Source organism: Dyadobacter soli (genome assembly GCF_900101885.1).
In the GTDB taxonomy this organism is placed as follows: Bacteria; Bacteroidota; Bacteroidia; order Cytophagales; family Spirosomataceae; genus Dyadobacter; species Dyadobacter soli.
The window spans coordinates 18,208-35,426 of record NZ_FNAN01000038.1; the positions used below are offsets into that span (position 1 = coordinate 18,208).

Genomic DNA, 17,219 nt, shown 5'->3' on the forward strand with positions numbered 1-17,219 from the left:
GTTAAAACAGGGCGATTTTCTGTCTTATGATGCTCTTGTCAGTTTCAATATTGACGATGTAAATACCTGTCGGGAGGCTGGATAAGTCTGTCTGCGAGGTTGCGGAGGTTGTGAAGCTGAGTTGTTTTTGGCCGAGAATGTTGCACAGGTTTACATGAATGCTTTGCGTTTGAGGCAGGTCAATGAACAGCGTTTTGTTTGCGCAATAAACTTGGTTTTTTACATTTGCCGGCTCCGTGCCCGTAATGATGGAAGCTGCAAATATCTGCGCCACATTGCTGTACTGCGAACTTCCCGCTTGGTTGACTGCTGTAATCCGGTAGAAGTAATCCGCCACAGCCAGTATTTCACGATCCGGAAACTGAATGATGGAAGCTGCCTGCCCGCCAATTTGCTTGAAATCTTTATCCTTGCTCTTGGAGCGTTCGATGATCACCTCGGTGGCATTGGCAGACAATGCCGACCAACGCAATTGCACAAGATCAAAATCCAATGGTACCGCGGTGAGATTGGTCGGCGCATTCGGCGTCACATCCAATGTCGTCGCATCCGCCACGTTGGAAAAAATCGACGGCCCTGATCCATTTGCCGACCGAATCCGGTACCAATACTTCGTAGCCGGTTGCAGACCGGTATTTTCGTAGGTTGTTTTGTTGGCATCAATGTCAGCGATTTTCGAAAAGCTTGTACCATCCGTCGAGCGTTCGAGCTCAAACCTGGCCTCATTGGTTGCATTGTCTTTCCAGGAGATACTGATTTGGCTGCTGGAAACGGTTTTAGCTGTCAGACTCGTCGGTGCGCCGGGCGGCACATCGAATGTCGTGGCGTCTGCTACGTTAGAAAATTCTGAGTTCCCGATCGCATTTTTGGCCCTGACCCGGTACCAGTATTTGGTTAATGTAGCCAGACCGGTATTGGAGTAAGTCGTCGCATTTGCCGGCAAATCTGCCAATTTGCTAAATGCATTTCCGTCGGTCGACCGCTCCAATTCAAAGCCGGTTTCATTGTTGGAAAGATCAGCCCAGAAGAGATCGACCTGCGTATTCGAAACTGCATGTGCACTTAATCGTTGCGGCGCATTTGGTGCTTCGTCGGGCGTAGTTGCATCTGCAGTATTGGAATAACCCGAAGCTCCGCCCGCATTTTTTGCAAAAACCCGGTACCAGTATTTTGTTTTTGGATTAACACCTTTATCTTCGTATGATTTAGCATCCGGACCGGCATCGCCGATTTTCGAAAAGTTGGCACCATCCGGCGAACGCTCGACCTCGAAACCAGTCTCGTTTGAGGCATTGTCCGTCCAGGCCAGGTTGATCTGGCGTGCATTGACCACGCTCGCCGAAAGTCCCGATGGGGCAGCCGGTTTCGGGGTCGCCCGGCTCACACAGCTTTCATTCGAATAACCTGATTCGCCACTGCTGTTGACTGCTTTTACCCGGTAACAATAGGTGTTACCGTCGGTTGTAGAGGCGTCATTGTAACTGAGCGACCTTGCGTACGGCACGCGGGAAAGCAAATTGTAGCCACCCCCGTTTTCGGAACGTTCTAATATAAACGTTGTGCCGTCGCTGTTGTTGCCAATCCAGGTAATGGCCATTCCGCGGCCCGAGATGTAAAATGCTTCGAGATTACCGGGCGCGGCAGGCGGTGCGATCGGCGTTGTGACCTTCACTTCATTCAGCGTTGCGCCGCACGATTTGTCGCAGCTGGCCAACACACGGTATATGTAAGTGCGATTTTCCTGGACCGTTTTGTCCTGATAAGAAAATGTATTGCCTGACAGATTCCCGGAGATAGGCGCAAAGTTTTGGCCCGGCCCATCTTCTTTTCGTTCTACTACAAAAACTTCAACCGTCGCCGGAAGCCTGTCCCACGACAAATCCACTTGCTGGTACGAAACTACATTTGCGCGCAATGTGGGCACACGTTGCGCCTGGCAGGTTTTGGAAGTAATGAGCATCCCGATCCCAAAAAACAGGCAGCCCAGCATGATATGTATGGTTCGATTTTTCATTGTTCAGGAGGTGAGATGGTTGTGTGTTTTATTTCCAATCAATTTTTACCGGGTCGGTCGAAACACTCTCGCGGTTGTCTGCCTCGACGGTCACTACATGATAATAGTAACCGACCCCGGACGCGGCGTCGCGGTCGATGAATGCCGTTTGGCTACCTGTTGTGGAAGCGATCAGCCGGGGTTTTTCGGTTTTTTCAGTGAAGCGGTAAACGAGAAATTTCTCCGGCTTTTTCAACGGTGCATCCCAGCTTACGAGCACGCCTTTGTTGGTGGACATTACATTGAGCCCGTGAACAGGAAGTACGGCGTCGAGTGGTCTGTAATATTCAAAATCGGTGCTGTATCCGCTCAATTTGTCATTCAGACTGTACGATCTGATGCGGTAACTGTATCGAATGCCTTGCTTTACAGTGCTGTCGGTGTAATTGTTGCGCGCATTATCCTCGTCTTTCTGGCGGTAGATTTCCTTGTAAATTCTGTCACTCTCAGCCTTTCTTTCAACGATGTAGCCAAGGGTATAGGGATCGATGGACTTCATGTTTTCCCAAACAAGCAACGCTTTTCCATCCTGATCGATCATTTCGGGGTTGATCGGCGTCGCGAGACGATCGGGAAAACGGGGTGTCGAATACAAGATCTCACTCATCGGGCCCAGGTTATAGCTTGTATTCACGGCCACAACCGCCCACCTGTAACCGGTCCCGGCTGCTAGTCTTTTCACCTGAAGCTGGTATTTCAATTCTGATTTAGCCAGAATAATATCCGAGTAACGTTGCAACGAATCCGTCTGTCCGGCGGCGAAATAGATGTAATATCCGTGTGTGTCAAAATCTGCCGGCTGCCAGCGGAATGTAAGTGAATCTCTGGATTCTTTGAGCTGAAAATGGGACGGCGCAACCAATGCAGCGAGGTTCGCTTTGAGCATTCCTGAAACCTTCACCGATTCTGCGGAATTCCCGTAAGTCCCATTTAACCGCACCTGATAATAATATCCTTCCACCGGCTCCACGCGGTTGTCGTAAAAAACCGTATCCGAGGACGCGGCGGTGCCTATTTTTTCAAAACCCAGATCAAACTTTTGGCTGCGCCAGATTTCCACCGAACGCAGATCTTTGGTCGAGGAAAGCTTCCAGCTCACCGCAATGGCATTTTCTTCCTCTTTTGAAAAGGTGTTGATCTCATAAATAATGGGCGTCTGGTCCTGCGTGCGAAGATTGGCAATGGTGAGCGTATCGGACGCATTGCTTTCATTTCCCATAAAATCTTTGAGATACACCACATACGAATAGAGCATTTTCTGGCGCACATTCCGATCGGTTACCACCAGGAAAAGCGAATCTTTTGCCCCTTTCCGAAAGCCCCATTCTGCCCCGCATTCCGCAAAATCGGTCTGCCCAAATGTAGCCCGCAGTATCCGCGCGCCGGCAATGTACGGACTGGCTTTTTTGAGGTGATAGGTAATGCGGACCACGCGGCCATCGGCAGTTTGGCTGATACTTTGAAGTGTCGTTGCGATCCTGGAACCAGGTACTGAAATTGTTCCCGGATTTTGATAAACTCCCTCACGCGATTCCACTGCACGCACCCGGTAATCGTAGCGATGGCCCTGCTCGACCTCCGTATCCAGATATCCCAGTCCGAATGCTTCCAGATACTGTGGATTTGATCCGTATGCGCCGAGCGAATCGGCATGTGCGGCATTGCGGTAACGTTCGTACAACAGGGCTGTCAGTGAATCGTTCGGAATTTCGTACAATGGATTTTTACTGGCGAGCAAGGTCAACCGGGCGATGAGATCGGTTGCACTTGCCGGGCCTTTGTCGGTAGTACAAATGGCCTGCCAATCTGGTTTTGCCGTTGTTTTGCCAGTTTCCAGCCTTTCAATGATGTATTGAGGACCGTGCAGCAGTTTATCAATCTGAATAAATGCCCCGTACGGACCGGCGACGGCCCGTGGCTTTTGCGCCCACAATGCAGCCGGACAAATGCACAAGAATAGCAGTGTTTTGAAAAATATCGTTTTCATGTCTTTGTTGATTATTGTCCGGGCGTGACGCAGCCGCTGTCACATTTTGTAAAACTGCATGCAGGTGTAATGGAAAGTCCGGGGCTCGATCCGATCTGGTAGTTGGCAGTACCATTCATTTTGAGGCAGAAATCCGCCGAAGTACCAGTGGCAAGCCCCGAAATATCCTCCGTTAATGTCACCGAAAACCCTGCGCTCAGGCTCGCTCCCATACTCACCGAAATGCTTTTGGCTCCCGGGTCGACGGTCAGCGTATTGGTTACCCCTCCATTCACATGGATCTCTCCGCCCGCGCTCAGGGTCAGCACACTTCCGTAGGCGTAAGCGTGTGCTCCGATTCCCATTCCCCCGCCCAAATTGAATGCGCCATTGTTATAGTTACCATACACATATCCATCCACATAAGCATCCATTCCCACCTTGTAACCGCCCACGCCGGGCACCGACATTTCGTATTTGAAGCTGCTGATCAGCGGCACCGGAACTTCTCCAATCGCGTAAACACCTTTGAAACCGGTATCGAATGAACATGGCAGCGCCTTCCGGTGGCTGTTTGCGAAAAGTACCTGCGTGGCCTCACCCAAATCATTGCTTCCATACACGCCGAGCATTAATCCGGCCCGCATCGTAACAGGCACGATCAGGGGGACATTCTTTAATTCACCTGATGCTACGGCGTAAAATCCATTTCCGTCAAGCCTTACCTGCGCCATACCATTCATGAAAGTCATCGTAGGCGGCACCGGAATGTTGGAAAGCTGCATCGAGCCCGTCAGGCGTTTTTTCTCGTGGTCGTAAACCAGGCTCAACCCGCCCATTCCGGTATCGATTCCGTCCATTTTGATTTTCTGACCTTCCGCTTTAATCTCACCATAGGCCGTGAACGCAAGCCTGTTTTGCTCTTCCTCACCCAGCATTTTGGTAAAACCCTGCGGTAATCCCGAGAATTTGAGCAACTCCCATTGTTTATTGCTGACAGATTGATGCACAAACACTTTACTTAAACTGGAATTGCCGCCGAGGCCTACTTTCAGGCGTTTGAAATCGCTGCTCTCATTGTAGTTCGTCTCGTCGCTGGCGGGATTGGTCAGGTCGGCGAGGCTGCTGCTCCATTTTGCCAAAGCCGATGGTTTGGTCAGGTCTACATTGCGGCCGTGGGTAATGTGCGTTTCATTTTTGTTATGAACCAATAGTACATTGTCCAGTTTCAGCTTGCCGGGTTCTTCTACATAGCCCCGCATGGCCATCACGCCGTCACCGAAAAAAATTCCGGTGCTCTGGCTTTGATCAGCAGCAGCATACTGGCCAGCTTCGAAGCTCAGATAACCCTTCGTCTGGAACTTGTAGCCACCCGGAACCACCGTTTTTAATTTCACCGTTCCCTGTGGTTTTGAGTAAATAAACCGCATCGAAACATCCTGAGGAGCATTTGGGATGGCATTGGACATCCCCGCATCAAATGCGAAGTAGTCAGGCCCGGTTTCAATGGTCGTGGGGCGCACGTTGATAATGTCGAAGAAACGGAACGATTTGCTGCCGGTACCAAACGAAACCACATCTTCCCCGTTGTCAAGGAGTGATAGGGTGCTGAACTGCAACTCGTCCGTCAGTCCGGGCAGTGACTTGGCGGGAAGGACTGCGGCGGCTGGCGATGCTTCATTCGGAACGATCACCATCGCCCAATGCCCTTTCATATCGGAGCCCGTTTGCGGATCAAATCCAAAATGGGGCGTTCCTTTCAGATTGAGGTTAGCAATTCCTGCCAGCTCAAAATTGCTGGTTGGCTGCACGTCCAGCTTATAAAAGTCATTGCGCAGGTTGAATTCCCTGATCGGAATATCCACCTTGCCCGTTTTGATCACGCCTGATTTGGAGTAGAAGCCCCCTTTTTTATAATCCAGCTTCCAGTCGCGTATCTCCACGCTCCATTTGCCGGCCAGCGGGAATGTCAGCGGCGTTTCGCCCGTTTTGATATCCACCGTATTGTTTTTTAAAACCAGGTCGCCAATGGTCACTTCCAGCGATTCCGGGTTAGCATCTTTCAACTTGCATGTCATCACGGGATTGAGGTGGATTTCATCTCCGACCAGCCGTGAACCTTCCAGCTTGCTCACTGCGTCGAAAGCCAGCAGTTTCAGCTTCATCGGTTTACCATTCAGTTGCGAAATCCCGAAATTGGTCCATTTAATGTTGCTTTTGGCTGCATCAAATGCCGTTACCGTCGGCCTGGTGCCCGGCTGCCCGGCCACATCCGGATCGAAGAGGAAAAACTGGCCTTTTTCGTAGTAAAGCAGGTTCGCCGAGAAGTTGAACGAGTTGTCGATCACCTGCGCTTTCGCCATGATCTTACCGGTAGCGGTTCCCGGCGTCCTGACGATTTTCAGTTTGAAGAACAGCCCGTCCGGGGAGGATACTTTTACGTTGTATTTGGCTTTGCTGACATCGAGTTGCGGCGACGTATGGTAAAGCAGGTTGTCCAGTACATTGGTTTCAAGCTCCACCGTTTCACTCACCGGAATGCCCACTGTCGGGTTTTGAGGATCTGCCTTGAATGCTACATTCTCAAAGCGCACGCGGACATTTTTGTCAACAATCGCAAATGGCCCCAGACCCGTATCCGTCAAATCCACTTCCCCGGTAACCTGCATGGTTTTCGGATCAATTTTTTCAACAATCACCGGAAATCCCCAGATCGATGCGATTTTAAATTTGTCAAATGCGCCGACGGTTAGTTTTAGCGACTGCCCGGCTTGCTGCGGGATGAGCTGGCTGACGCTCGCGCCCACATAAGTAGTGCCCGCAGGCAATGGCGCATTGGAACCATTTTTTTGGTCAAAAATCGCTTCGATCCTGATAGAAAATCCATCCAGCGATTTGGCTACATCCAGTGAAAAAGAGCCATCCTGGGCTGACACGGTGCTGTATTTCAGCGGTGCATTGCCGCCGGAGGCCACGTACACTTCCGCGCCTGCCAACGGCACTTCCTGACCTTTGCCCGCATTCAAAACGACTATGCCTTTGATGGTCCGGGCTGCCTGCAATTTCACGGTTTCGAGTACGGCCGATTTGCTTTCCTCATTTTTGACAGACACCGTTTTGGTCACATACCCCGGCGCAGTTATTTCGACATACAAATTATCCACCGAAACATTTTTGAACCGCGTTTCCACCATTCCATCCGCCTGGCTCGCCCCGAATTCATATCCATTCATTCTTTTACCAAAAAGCCTTACGTATGCACCAGAAACTGATTTAGCGGTTGTTTCATCCACCAATTTGAATTTGATGCGGTGATCACGCTCGTAAATTTTAATGTCGCCCGCATTGATCGTGTACTGCTTGGTTTTTGTATCAAGAACCGGCTTGGGAAGCTGTAAATTGATAAACCGCTTTTCCTCAAAATAGCTGATGTTGACGGGGTAAACTTTGAGCACCGACGAGCCGGAAGGCGTTTTCAGATTGAATTTCCAGGTGCCGTCCAGAAATTTCGTTTTGACCATATTGCCATCATCCGCCTGCGCATAGGCTTCCATTGATGGGTCTGCGCTTCCCGCCATCACCGGTACATTTTCGGTCTGCACATTGTTGGAATTGACCTGGTTAACAGCCGCATTCTGATTGATTTTTGATGCCTTGGGAGTTTCGTCTTTGATGCCGGTAGTCACCACATTTGACAGATCTACCGTGGATTTATCAACCTGATCCGCATCAATGGCGCGGCCTGTAATGATGGTGTTCGGTTCCATCAGAATCCGGTCGAAGTAGCTGTTCTGCCCCAGCAACACTTCACCAATCTCGACCACTACCTTCGATGAGCTACTTTTGGACATTGGATTGATATAGACGTAACCTTCTGCCTTGATGTTCATCCGGGCATTCGTGCCGGGGAGCAATTGAAATGGCGTTAGTATCCAACCGTCCTTCCCGGTAAACTGTTGCAGCGCGGCTGGAAACATGCCTCCATCAGGGAAATAGGTCAATGTTACCGATGCATTCGCGATACCCTGGGTCGGGTTCGTTGCATCGACCACCCGCACATTTACGATGGGGTTTCCCGGGGCCAGGTGGCGTGTTACAATATCGGACTGAAAGGTTTCATACTGATCGGCAAAAACTGGATCGTAAATGTCGGTAGCCGGGATCAGAACCTTCTGGTTCACTTTGTCATCATACAGTTTGCTTCCAAGCCAGTAATTGTCCGCTTTTTTGCAGCCGACCTGGCTGGGCACCCAACGGTATTCCGGCGGATGTTTTTCCGCCTTCATTTTTTCGTAATCTTCTTCGCTGTATGTGCTGTACACCGTGAAAACATTGGGCATTTTCGGGTTGTCCATATGTTGCAGCTGATATACATTTTTACAACCAACCAAAGCTGTTCCGTACTGTGTTTTATGCGCTTTTTCCGACCGGGCCTTTTCCTCATCCGTCGCCTCCGCAGAAAACACTTCGCCATATTTTTCAGTTACTGTAATGCGTTTCAGAGAGACGAGCTGATAGTTGTTTAACCCATCTACGGACGACTCGGTGGACATAAAGTAAGCGTCCGATTCTCCGTTTGCCATCACCATTCGCGGGAATTTGGCAATACCGCCTTCGTCTGTTTTTTCAGTTGAAATGACGGTATATTTTTCATTTTTGAAATTCACCGTCGTTTTGGCACCGGCGCCCTCGTCTGTCGGCGGCCGGCGATTCGGTCCGGGCGGAGCGATTTTGTCTTTCGCCTTGCGCAAGACGGATACCCTGATCCCGGATAAATTGTTCTTGATGCCGGCCTTCTGCTTGTTGACCAGTGAAATCCCCGTGGTATCGGACTTGCTTTGTGTCAGCAGGGTGTAGCTTTTGACAACTGCCGTAACCGGTCCAAAATCATAGGAACCCTGCGGTTTCATGACATGCTCTTTTGCGAGACCAAATGTTTCCGTCGGACTTGCATAATAGGGATTGTCCACGACTACGCGGATACCGCGGATGTAAACGGCGGAAGGCTTGTGGAATTCTCCGTAACCAGTGGCTTCCGTCGCTGGGAGGGTTCCGAGCGGCATCGGTTTGGTCATTTTTACGGTAAATGTGAAAGAGCCATCTGAGCCGGTCACTTTGGTGTCTAGCGTCTGGCTGAAATCATTGTGGAATTCCGAAAATTCTGGATAGCTGCCGTAGCTGGTACCGAAAGTGGTTTGGTCGGAACCAGCGGCTCTGTATACGACCTGCAAATGCACCGGCGTGTTGGGTAATGCTTTTACCTGCGCCCCTTCTTTGCCGGCGTCCGCAAACTTGTACGTCAGCTTGCCGGTGAATGTCATCGTCGGGGCCTCGGTCGTTTGAATGTTATACGTGTATTTTTCAACACGGGCAGGGGAGATGGGAAGCTTTTCATAGGGTTTGCCAAAAACGACCGGATCGGCGTCGTCGGGCGCGAGGTCGCAGTCGGGGCAGTAGATATGGTAGGCATCGTATGACGTTTCCGCATATACCAGGTTATTGAATGTGGCGCCGTATCCGGTATCTTTTCCTTTCAAATCGGCCATTCCAATAAACTGATAGCCTTTTTTGGCCAGCTGGGCCATCACCTGGATACGCAATGCCTCTTCACCCTGCTTCGTGTCACCCTTGCCCGAAATAGCATCCTTCGCCGCATTCGGGTTTGATAGGTTGCTGAAACCACCATCGAGCTGGGGGCCGCTGTTCATGCCTGCTTGCACCGAAGCGGTCACCGGCCCGGACGACTGTTGTTCCGAACCTTCGAATGGCAGCCTGTATTTATCTGCCTCTTTGACGACGCCGGTTTTCCGGTATAGCACGAGGTGCTTTCCTGCCAGGTTCACGTCGGGCGTTCCCGGCCAGTTTTTGTAGGAGATTTTGGCCGTCACATCCAGATCATATCCTCTGGCGAGCCACGTAATGCCTTCAACCAGAAACGCTTTTTGCTCTGCACTGGAAATCTGGAATGTATTATCATTCGCTTTTTGATAGTAACCAGGCTCGGCAATGGGTTGAATGAATGGATTGATCGGGTCCACGACGAACCGGGAATAAGTTGTGGAGTCCGGCAAACCTTGAAGCAAGGTTTTCAGGATCTTAATGGTGTAATTCCCCGACGCATCCGATTTTCCGTAAGCGACCGTGACGCGCGACCGGTTTGGAAACACTTTCATGAGTACCACGCGCGTATTCGGCAGCGGGTGCGGAGTGTCGGCCTCGCCTGGAAAACGGTAAGCCAGCAAACCTTTGATGCTCAGGCTGTCTTCCTCGTTACCGAGGTTTCTTTCAATCAGTTTAAATGGTCTTGGTTTAGAGATTAATGGCGCGTCGGTCAGTAAAGCCCGTTTTCTTCGCAAAGCCGACATTCCGTCCAGCTCGACCTCCACCAGGTAATTTTTGCCAGCCGGCATATTGGCAGGCAATTCCGATTTTGGAAGACTTAAAACATCGCTGCGCACCAGCCTGTCGAGAATGACTGTACCCGCGGCGCGTTTTTCATCTGTCTTGATCCGCACCCGGTAGCTGAGTTCGGGAAACTGTTCTACAATGGATTTTTTCGGTTGCGCCTCGAATGTTTTTCTCAGCAATGTTTCAAAATCTTCATCGAGTTTCCAGGTAATTACCAGCGGATTATTCGTGCCGACTTCAACCGTGGCATTTCGTCCTGTGCCTGGCTTGGTAATCGCAATGTACTGCATACCAACAGCTAATGGCAGCTGCAAACCGTACGTGAATGCCTGGACCGGACTTTTTCCGTCGTTCATAAAATTGACCCGTTGCCCCACCGGCTTAGCCTGCACGCGCCATGCATATCGTTTGCCTTTTTGCAGCGGCGGATGCTGCGGGCCATACAAAAATGTCGTAGTCCGAAGATTGTTCACCTCCACGCCCGACCGCGGCAGCACCATCGCATCAATATACACGTTCGGATCTACATTGGTTTCCGGCAGCTCTACAATGCGAATGCTGTATTCAACCTGGTTAGGTAACACACCCACCGGGGCCGACCAGGTGAAAAGCTGCGTTTGTGGCGTTTTGATGGTGATTTGTTCATCTGCCATCGGCGAAATCAATATCGGCGGTTCCACAATGCGGATCGGGATAAGCCCGCTGCAACCCATTGGGAACTCGGCCGAAACCGGGCGAATGGTTGCGTTATCGAATGCCTGCACGCAAAGCTGATAGTTGCCTTCCGGCAGTGGTAAGCCTCTGTATAGCAGGTTTTTGTCCATTCCGGTTACCTCAATCTGGTTGAGGTCAAACAATCCTTCCAGCTCCGGGCGGGTAATGAGCCTGTTCACGTCGGTCGCCAGCAATTGCAGCGGCTGCAACGGCCGGTAATTGGCAGCAGTGCGGATGATCACGCCGTTATCGCCTTCCAGCTTTCCGATCAACCGGACATTCATTGGCCTTCCTGAAAGATTTGAAATAAAAACCTGCACGCGATTGCCCGTACCCGGGTAATCCTGAATGTAGGGACTATACGGAGGCAGCACGTTGGTAGTTATACGCACCTGATCCTGGGCACGCGCAAAAAAGCCGGCCAGGCAAAGCAGCATAAGCAGTGCGATTTTTTTAGAATGAAATTCCATAGCCGATATTTCCTCTGAGTTCGTTGAATTTTTCTGTCTGAATGCCCGTGTTCGAATTCAGATAATTGAACATGATATTCAGGTTTTGCCTCTTAGCCAGCTGGTAGCCCGCATTGGCTGAGGCCGTCATCACTTTTCCGGTTTGACCAAATTGCTGGTTGATCAGGTAAGAGAAGTTGAGGGATGTGTTTAATTTCTTTTTCAAAAAAGCATAGTTGGTCCCCAGTGTAGGGCCGTAGAACTTCACTTTCTGGTTGGCCTCGCCGGGTAGCGTTTGCGGGAGACTTGTTTGTGTATACGAAAGCATCAGGTTCGCGCCCAGTCCGTTTCGGTTATGCTGGAAAAAATAGCCCAGGTTCAGGTTTTGGTTGTTATTTTCCGTCTGCGCGGCGGTTGCATTGTTCAGGTCGGAAAGTTGCTGGTGTGTGGCGGTTAGTGTGAAAATATGCGAAAGGTCTTCATTGAAAATGGAATAACGGGTGTTCAGCGTGGCCGACAGATTGTTTTGTGCAATCCGTAATGTGTCGATCAATGGACGAATGCCTGCTCTTTGGCTTAATCCATAATTTGAAAGTGATATATCTAAGCCGAAAACGGGATCGGGATTAAACGAAGCCATCAGCGAGCCGATCGAACGACCGGTTCCTGCGTTTTTGTTATTGGCCAGATTATCAAACTGGCGCCCGTAACTTCCTGATATCCTCGCCTTGCCTTTCAGCAGGTTCAGGGTGGTTCCCACCGTATAGCTCTCAATATCAGATTGAAAGTAGTAAGCGCCCATGGTCTGGAAATTCGGGTCAATGCGTTTGTACTGAAATTTCACCGAACCCCATTTATCCTGATAACCCACCGCCGCCTGCGTAGCCTGGGTAACCTGCGTAGACAACCGTGGTGTGATCATTTTTCCAAAAATCCGCACAAATGGATTTTTTCCTTCTGCCTGCACTTCCGTCGCAAACATATCGCGGGTATAAGAACTGGCCGCTGCATCGACCTCCACGGCAATATGTTTGATCAGCAAAAGTCGCGACGTAATGCCTACGACCAGGTTTTCAGCAGGGGTAATGCGGTTTTCCGGGGATGCCTGAACGCTTGAAATGGACATCGTATCATCATGCGCCCGGAGCATCACCAGATCTACATAGTTGTTGGGCTTGCCATAACCGACTTTTAATGCATAACCCGTCCTTTTGAAAGACGGGATCAAATTCGGATCGGCGATCGTAGATGAAGTGGCTTTGTTGAACCGGCCATACACCGCCCCGACGCGCAGCATTCCGGGATTAAGCTCCACGCCGCCTCCCAGAAAAGTATGACCAGCCAATGTAAATGGGGAGAATGAAACATTCCGGTAACCGGCATGTGCCGTGGCCCATTTGTAAGTCGGGCTCACGCCGAACTGGTTGAACGGTTGCCGAAAGCTCGATCCCTGATTTCCAACGACCGCAGAAAATGGCAGGGAAACGCCTCCCGGAAGTGTTAGTGTGACCGCACCGCTCAGCCCAAACGGGGCAGACTGGTTCCGTGCCGCAATGCCACCCGGTTTGTAAAAACCGGCATAGGCATTTAATCCACCCGACAGTTTCACGACATCCGTCTTATTCGTTTGTGAAAGCACCGCCTGCCTGCCCAGTACCAGAGAGAAAAAACAGATCAAATAGAGTTTTTTCATTGTTGTTTAATTCTGAAAAGTCAACTCGTCGAAATTACACGGACCGGAAACCAGCGACGTGAATGATCGACGAATGGCTATTGATTATCGCTGAACGAAGTGGGTTAGCTGGTCAGGCATCATTAAAAACTGATGGCGGCGCTTTGGATAGTGGCCGTTTTTGTGCCGCCACCGGTTTGGTTCAGTTTCAATGTGGAAAGCGTGATTTTCTTTCCGGATACTATAATAACTGAGTTACCGTCAGGATTGTAGGTATTTCCATCGATTCCCACGTTTGCAGATCCGGACGGAATGTCCATTTTGTAATCTTCGGCCTTAAATGTCCCGCCTTTTTCGGCCTCGGCTTTGCTGTGAAATGTAATCTGGATAAACTTGTATGGGCTGTCGTTTTCGCAAAGAATCGAGTAGTTTCCGTTCGTAAAAGTCTGCACGGAGGTTTTTCCTTTGTATTCCACACCGTCGATCTTAAATGTGCCCGTTTGCTCGGTATCATCCGTTTCAGGGTCCACTTCACTTTTGCCGCAAGAGGTGATCGAGCAGAACATAAAGAGCGCGCCCACCATGCAGGCATTTCTGAAAATAGTTGTGATTGATCGTTTCATTGTCATCCTGTTTTTTGGTTTATTCAAAAATAGATGACAAGGATTCGCAGTCATGGAAGTTATCGACGAACGACATTCTGAAATCGTCTAACGTTAATCCGGGAAGTCAATCACTGCTTTTGTCCTGTTCTGAGCTCCTGAAAAGGTTACTTTGGCTCCTAATTTTACAGAAAGGTCGTCAATCAGCCGCAACCCCAACCCGTTCAGGCCTGGCGCCATATCGTCGGCAAGGATCGCTTCATATTCTGCCTGGGTAAATGCAGTTCCGGCATTTTCGACATACAGACCTTTCCCGGTTCCGGTACTTCCCGCACCAATCCGCACTTCCCCGTTTTTACCTGCTGATCGGATGGCATTCTGAAGAAGGTTTCTCAGGATCGTTTGTAAAAAATAGGCATCCGTATCCACCATAAAGTCTTCGGGGATTTCAATTTCAATATCTGTCTCATTGGCCTCTACATTCAGTTGTAGCAAATTGAGTGTATTGGTGATGATCGGCAAAACTTCCACGGGTCTGACCTGGATATTAAATGCGCTCATCTGTGTTTTTGACCACATTAACAGTTCTTCCATCGTTTCCAGCAGCGAGCCTGTGGCAGTCTGAATTTTGGAACTGAGCTCCTGCTTCTGATTTTCCGAAAACACTTTCGGATTGACCTGTTGCAATTTCAGAAACTGATAGACCTGGCTGATCGGCGACCGGAGATCGTGGCTGAGGATGCTGAACAGTTTAACCTTGGTCTTATTAGCTTCTTCCAGCTCGCTGATCACCTGGTTCAGTTCCTTGTTTTTGGCATCGAGCCGAGACGCCGACCGCTCTTTATTCCGGTAAATGATGTAAAGTAAAAGGGCGATCAAACCACCCATTAGTGCAGCGCTGCCAAGCCAGATCCGCTGTTTTCTTACAGATTCAAGCTCCGATTTTTGTTCGTCGATCTCCATTTGCTTGGCCTTGTTCTGATAAACGGCTTCGGCATCGGCGATGCTCTTTTTGGAGATTTCGGTGTACAATGAATCGCGTAAAGGCACATACTTGTCGAGGGTTCGGTAGGCGTCCTGCCAGCGTCCAAGCTTTGAATAGCAGCGTGATAATGTCAATAAAACGGATACATAATGCTGCGGTCCGATTTCATAGCCAAATCTTCCGGCATCTTCCAGGTGACGCAGCGCAGCCGCATAATCGCCGCGTGCAGCCAGCACTTCGCCCGTAACCAGGTCGAGCTGCGCTTTCTCGATCCCGCCAAGAAACCCTTTCCCGGTCTCATTGGCCTTCCGGACAAATGAATAAGCCAGGTCGATCTGATTTTTTTCGAGGTAATGGGCCGCATAGGAAAGCTGGGTGGTGGCAACTGTCACCTGAGTACTTGCGTCGTCGGGATGTTTGTCAGCGTATAAAAGCAAACTGTCAAAATACACTTTTGAGTCGGCATATGCATTTTCGAGCAGGTATGCTTCCGCCATCCTTTTGTAATAGTAATTGAAATAGTCGACCGTCGTCTCAATGTACCGTCGCGCGTCTTTCAGGTACCCGATCGCTTTTTCACTTTTGTCCTGTTCAAGATAAAATTCGGCCAGATTGACGAGATCAACCACAACCGCCTCGCGGTCAGTAATGGCACCTGATGCGATCATCGCTTTTTGTGCTTCAATGCCTTTCAGCAGATACGAAACCTGCGTTTCGTACTGCCCCAGCATATTATAGTAGGATGCTACGGCGGCATACAGCTTCACCCGCGCGAGCTCGCTTTTGGTGGAATCGATAAAAGCCAGGTTTTCCTTTAAAATCGCCCGGCCTTTTGCCGTGCTTCCCAGGTGATTGGAGTATAATGTCAGCAGCCGGATCAACGCATTCTGGATGCGCCTCGGGTTTTTCGAGGCATATGCATATTTTTTGGACTTGGTATAAAAGTATTCCGAGCTGTCGGGCGAGGCCGCAGTTTCATGAACCGCGCCCAAAAAGAAGTTGAAACGCGCCAGGTTGTTGTAGTCGGTTGTCGGCGTAATAGAAAGTCCATACCGCGCAAATCGCTTTTCAGCTTCCAGGTTATCCGCCAAATAAAGAGAATCGCAAAGCCTGGAAAGTTGTTCGAGTTTTTCACGCGAGGTTTTATAGGCCGATAAGTCTGGTAACGGCTGTCCGCTGGCAATGGAGGCAATCAGGTGAAAGAGGAGTAAATATTTTGTCATAAGCAGAATAAAGAGCTAAGGTTAAAGCCTGATGAGCGCAACTTGTGGCCGGTAAGTCCGACCGACGGGAATTCGCGCATTGCTGCATATAATTTCCGACTGGCGTAATTCCCGGATTTGGTGCAGTGCAACAGCGTAGCTGCGATGCACACGCATAAAACGGTCGGCAGGCAGCCGGTCCATAAAAAATGAGATCGGGGAAAGCGTGAGATAATTTCTTTTTTGAGTAACTACTTTGGTGTAGTCCTGCATGGCTTCCAGATAAATAATGTCATTCTGGGAAATCCGGATCTGATTATACCCTTCCTTGATGATAAGTTGGTCACCGCCGATCAGCACTTCATAAGCCGCCGATTTCTGCTTCATATCCCAGAACTCCTGGATTTTGGCAACAACTTTGGCAAAACGCTCCGGGGTAAGCGGTTTCAGCACATAATCGAGCGCAGATAGCTCAAATCCGTCCAGCGCAAATTCGGTAAAGGAAGTAATGAATACGGCCATCGGGACAGAAGCCCGTATTTTCCGTAAAAGAGCTATTCCATTAATGCCTGGCATCTCAATGTCGAGAAAGACCAGATCGGGCTTCAAATAACCAATCGCCTCAAATGCTTCAAAGCCGTTGGTAAAAAGACCGCAATTTTCGAGCTGACTAAACTCTTTTGAATACTCCGCAACCGCCGTCAGGTCAATCAGGTTGTCATCGATAGCGACAAAACGAATCCTACTATTTTTATCATCCATTGATGAAATATGCTTTGGAAATCGTTTCAAGATATGAAAAAAACCACCAAAGATGCGATCGTCAAGACCCTCGGCTGAAGTGTAATTTCAGCATGGACTCACCAGCCAGTTTAATACATCTAAAACGGATATGCGCGCGAGCAGTATGTGAGCCTGGGTTATACCATTCCGTAGCAGCTGACAGCAAAATCACGCATGGATAAGGTGCGTTTGGTTTTCCTAACTAAGCGGGAGTGGAACCAGCAATGTTCTAAAATACCCTAAAACGGTGTTTGAGAAGAACCCAAAAGCAAAAAAGAGGGTGTCTCAAAAAGGCACCTTCTTTGTTTTAAAAGCTTTGGCTGATTTTCTGCGATTGATTATCTTTAGGTATTAGCAATCCAGGATCGATGGCCCGACGACAACC

General features: G+C 49.7%; 7 protein-coding genes. All 7 read right to left on the reverse strand.

Going from position 1 to position 17,219, the window contains the following annotated elements; genetic code table 11:
• Position 1: 1 nt before the first annotated feature.
• On the reverse strand, positions 2–2,014 hold the full coding sequence (locus BLQ88_RS35855) for a fibronectin type III domain-containing protein (RefSeq protein WP_090157827.1): 2,013 nt from the start codon (positions 2,012–2,014) through the stop codon (positions 2–4).
• 28 nt (positions 2,015–2,042) lie between these two features.
• A complete protein-coding gene (locus tag BLQ88_RS35860; RefSeq protein ID WP_143017020.1) occupies positions 2,043–4,040 on the reverse strand; it encodes a fibronectin type III domain-containing protein in 1,998 nt (665 codons plus the stop codon).
• An 11-nt stretch (positions 4,041–4,051) separates the two neighbouring features.
• Positions 4,052–11,611: a hypothetical protein gene (locus BLQ88_RS35865; RefSeq protein WP_090157829.1), complete on the reverse strand. Its 7,560-nt coding sequence runs from the start codon at positions 11,609–11,611 to the stop codon at positions 4,052–4,054.
• Positions 11,595–13,283 (reverse strand): hypothetical protein, encoded by a 1,689-nt coding sequence (locus BLQ88_RS35870; protein WP_229213011.1) that lies wholly within the window; start codon positions 13,281–13,283, stop codon positions 11,595–11,597. The genes BLQ88_RS35865 and BLQ88_RS35870 overlap by 17 nt, the downstream gene beginning before the upstream one ends.
• A 122-nt stretch (positions 13,284–13,405) precedes the next feature.
• Positions 13,406–13,885 (reverse strand): hypothetical protein, encoded by a 480-nt coding sequence (locus tag BLQ88_RS35875; protein ID WP_143017021.1) that lies wholly within the window; start codon positions 13,883–13,885, stop codon positions 13,406–13,408.
• 93 nt (positions 13,886–13,978) lie between these two features.
• Entirely contained in the window at positions 13,979–16,072 is a 2,094-nt protein-coding gene (locus BLQ88_RS35880; protein WP_090157831.1) for a sensor histidine kinase, read from the reverse strand.
• Between the two features lie 21 nt (positions 16,073–16,093).
• Positions 16,094–16,813, reverse strand: a complete 720-nt coding sequence (locus BLQ88_RS35885; protein WP_090157832.1) for a LytR/AlgR family response regulator transcription factor — start codon at positions 16,811–16,813, stop codon at positions 16,094–16,096.
• Between the last annotated feature and the right edge of the window lie 406 nt (positions 16,814–17,219).

Bases quoted from the DNA above. Each gene is read 5' to 3' on its own strand.
- BLQ88_RS35855 (WP_090157827.1), bottom strand. From the start codon at position 2,014: ATGAAAAATCGAACCATACATATCATGCTGGGCTGCCTGTTTTTTGGG.
- BLQ88_RS35860 (WP_143017020.1), bottom strand. From the start codon at position 4,040: ATGAAAACGATATTTTTCAAAACACTGCTATTCTTGTGCATTTGTCCG.
- BLQ88_RS35865 (WP_090157829.1), bottom strand. From the start codon at position 11,611: ATGGAATTTCATTCTAAAAAAATCGCACTGCTTATGCTGCTTTGCCTG.
- BLQ88_RS35870 (WP_229213011.1), bottom strand. From the start codon at position 13,283: ATGAAAAAACTCTATTTGATCTGTTTTTTCTCTCTGGTACTGGGCAGG.
- BLQ88_RS35875 (WP_143017021.1), bottom strand. From the start codon at position 13,885: ATGAAACGATCAATCACAACTATTTTCAGAAATGCCTGCATGGTGGGC.
- BLQ88_RS35880 (WP_090157831.1), bottom strand. From the start codon at position 16,072: ATGACAAAATATTTACTCCTCTTTCACCTGATTGCCTCCATTGCCAGC.
- BLQ88_RS35885 (WP_090157832.1), bottom strand. From the start codon at position 16,813: ATGGATGATAAAAATAGTAGGATTCGTTTTGTCGCTATCGATGACAAC.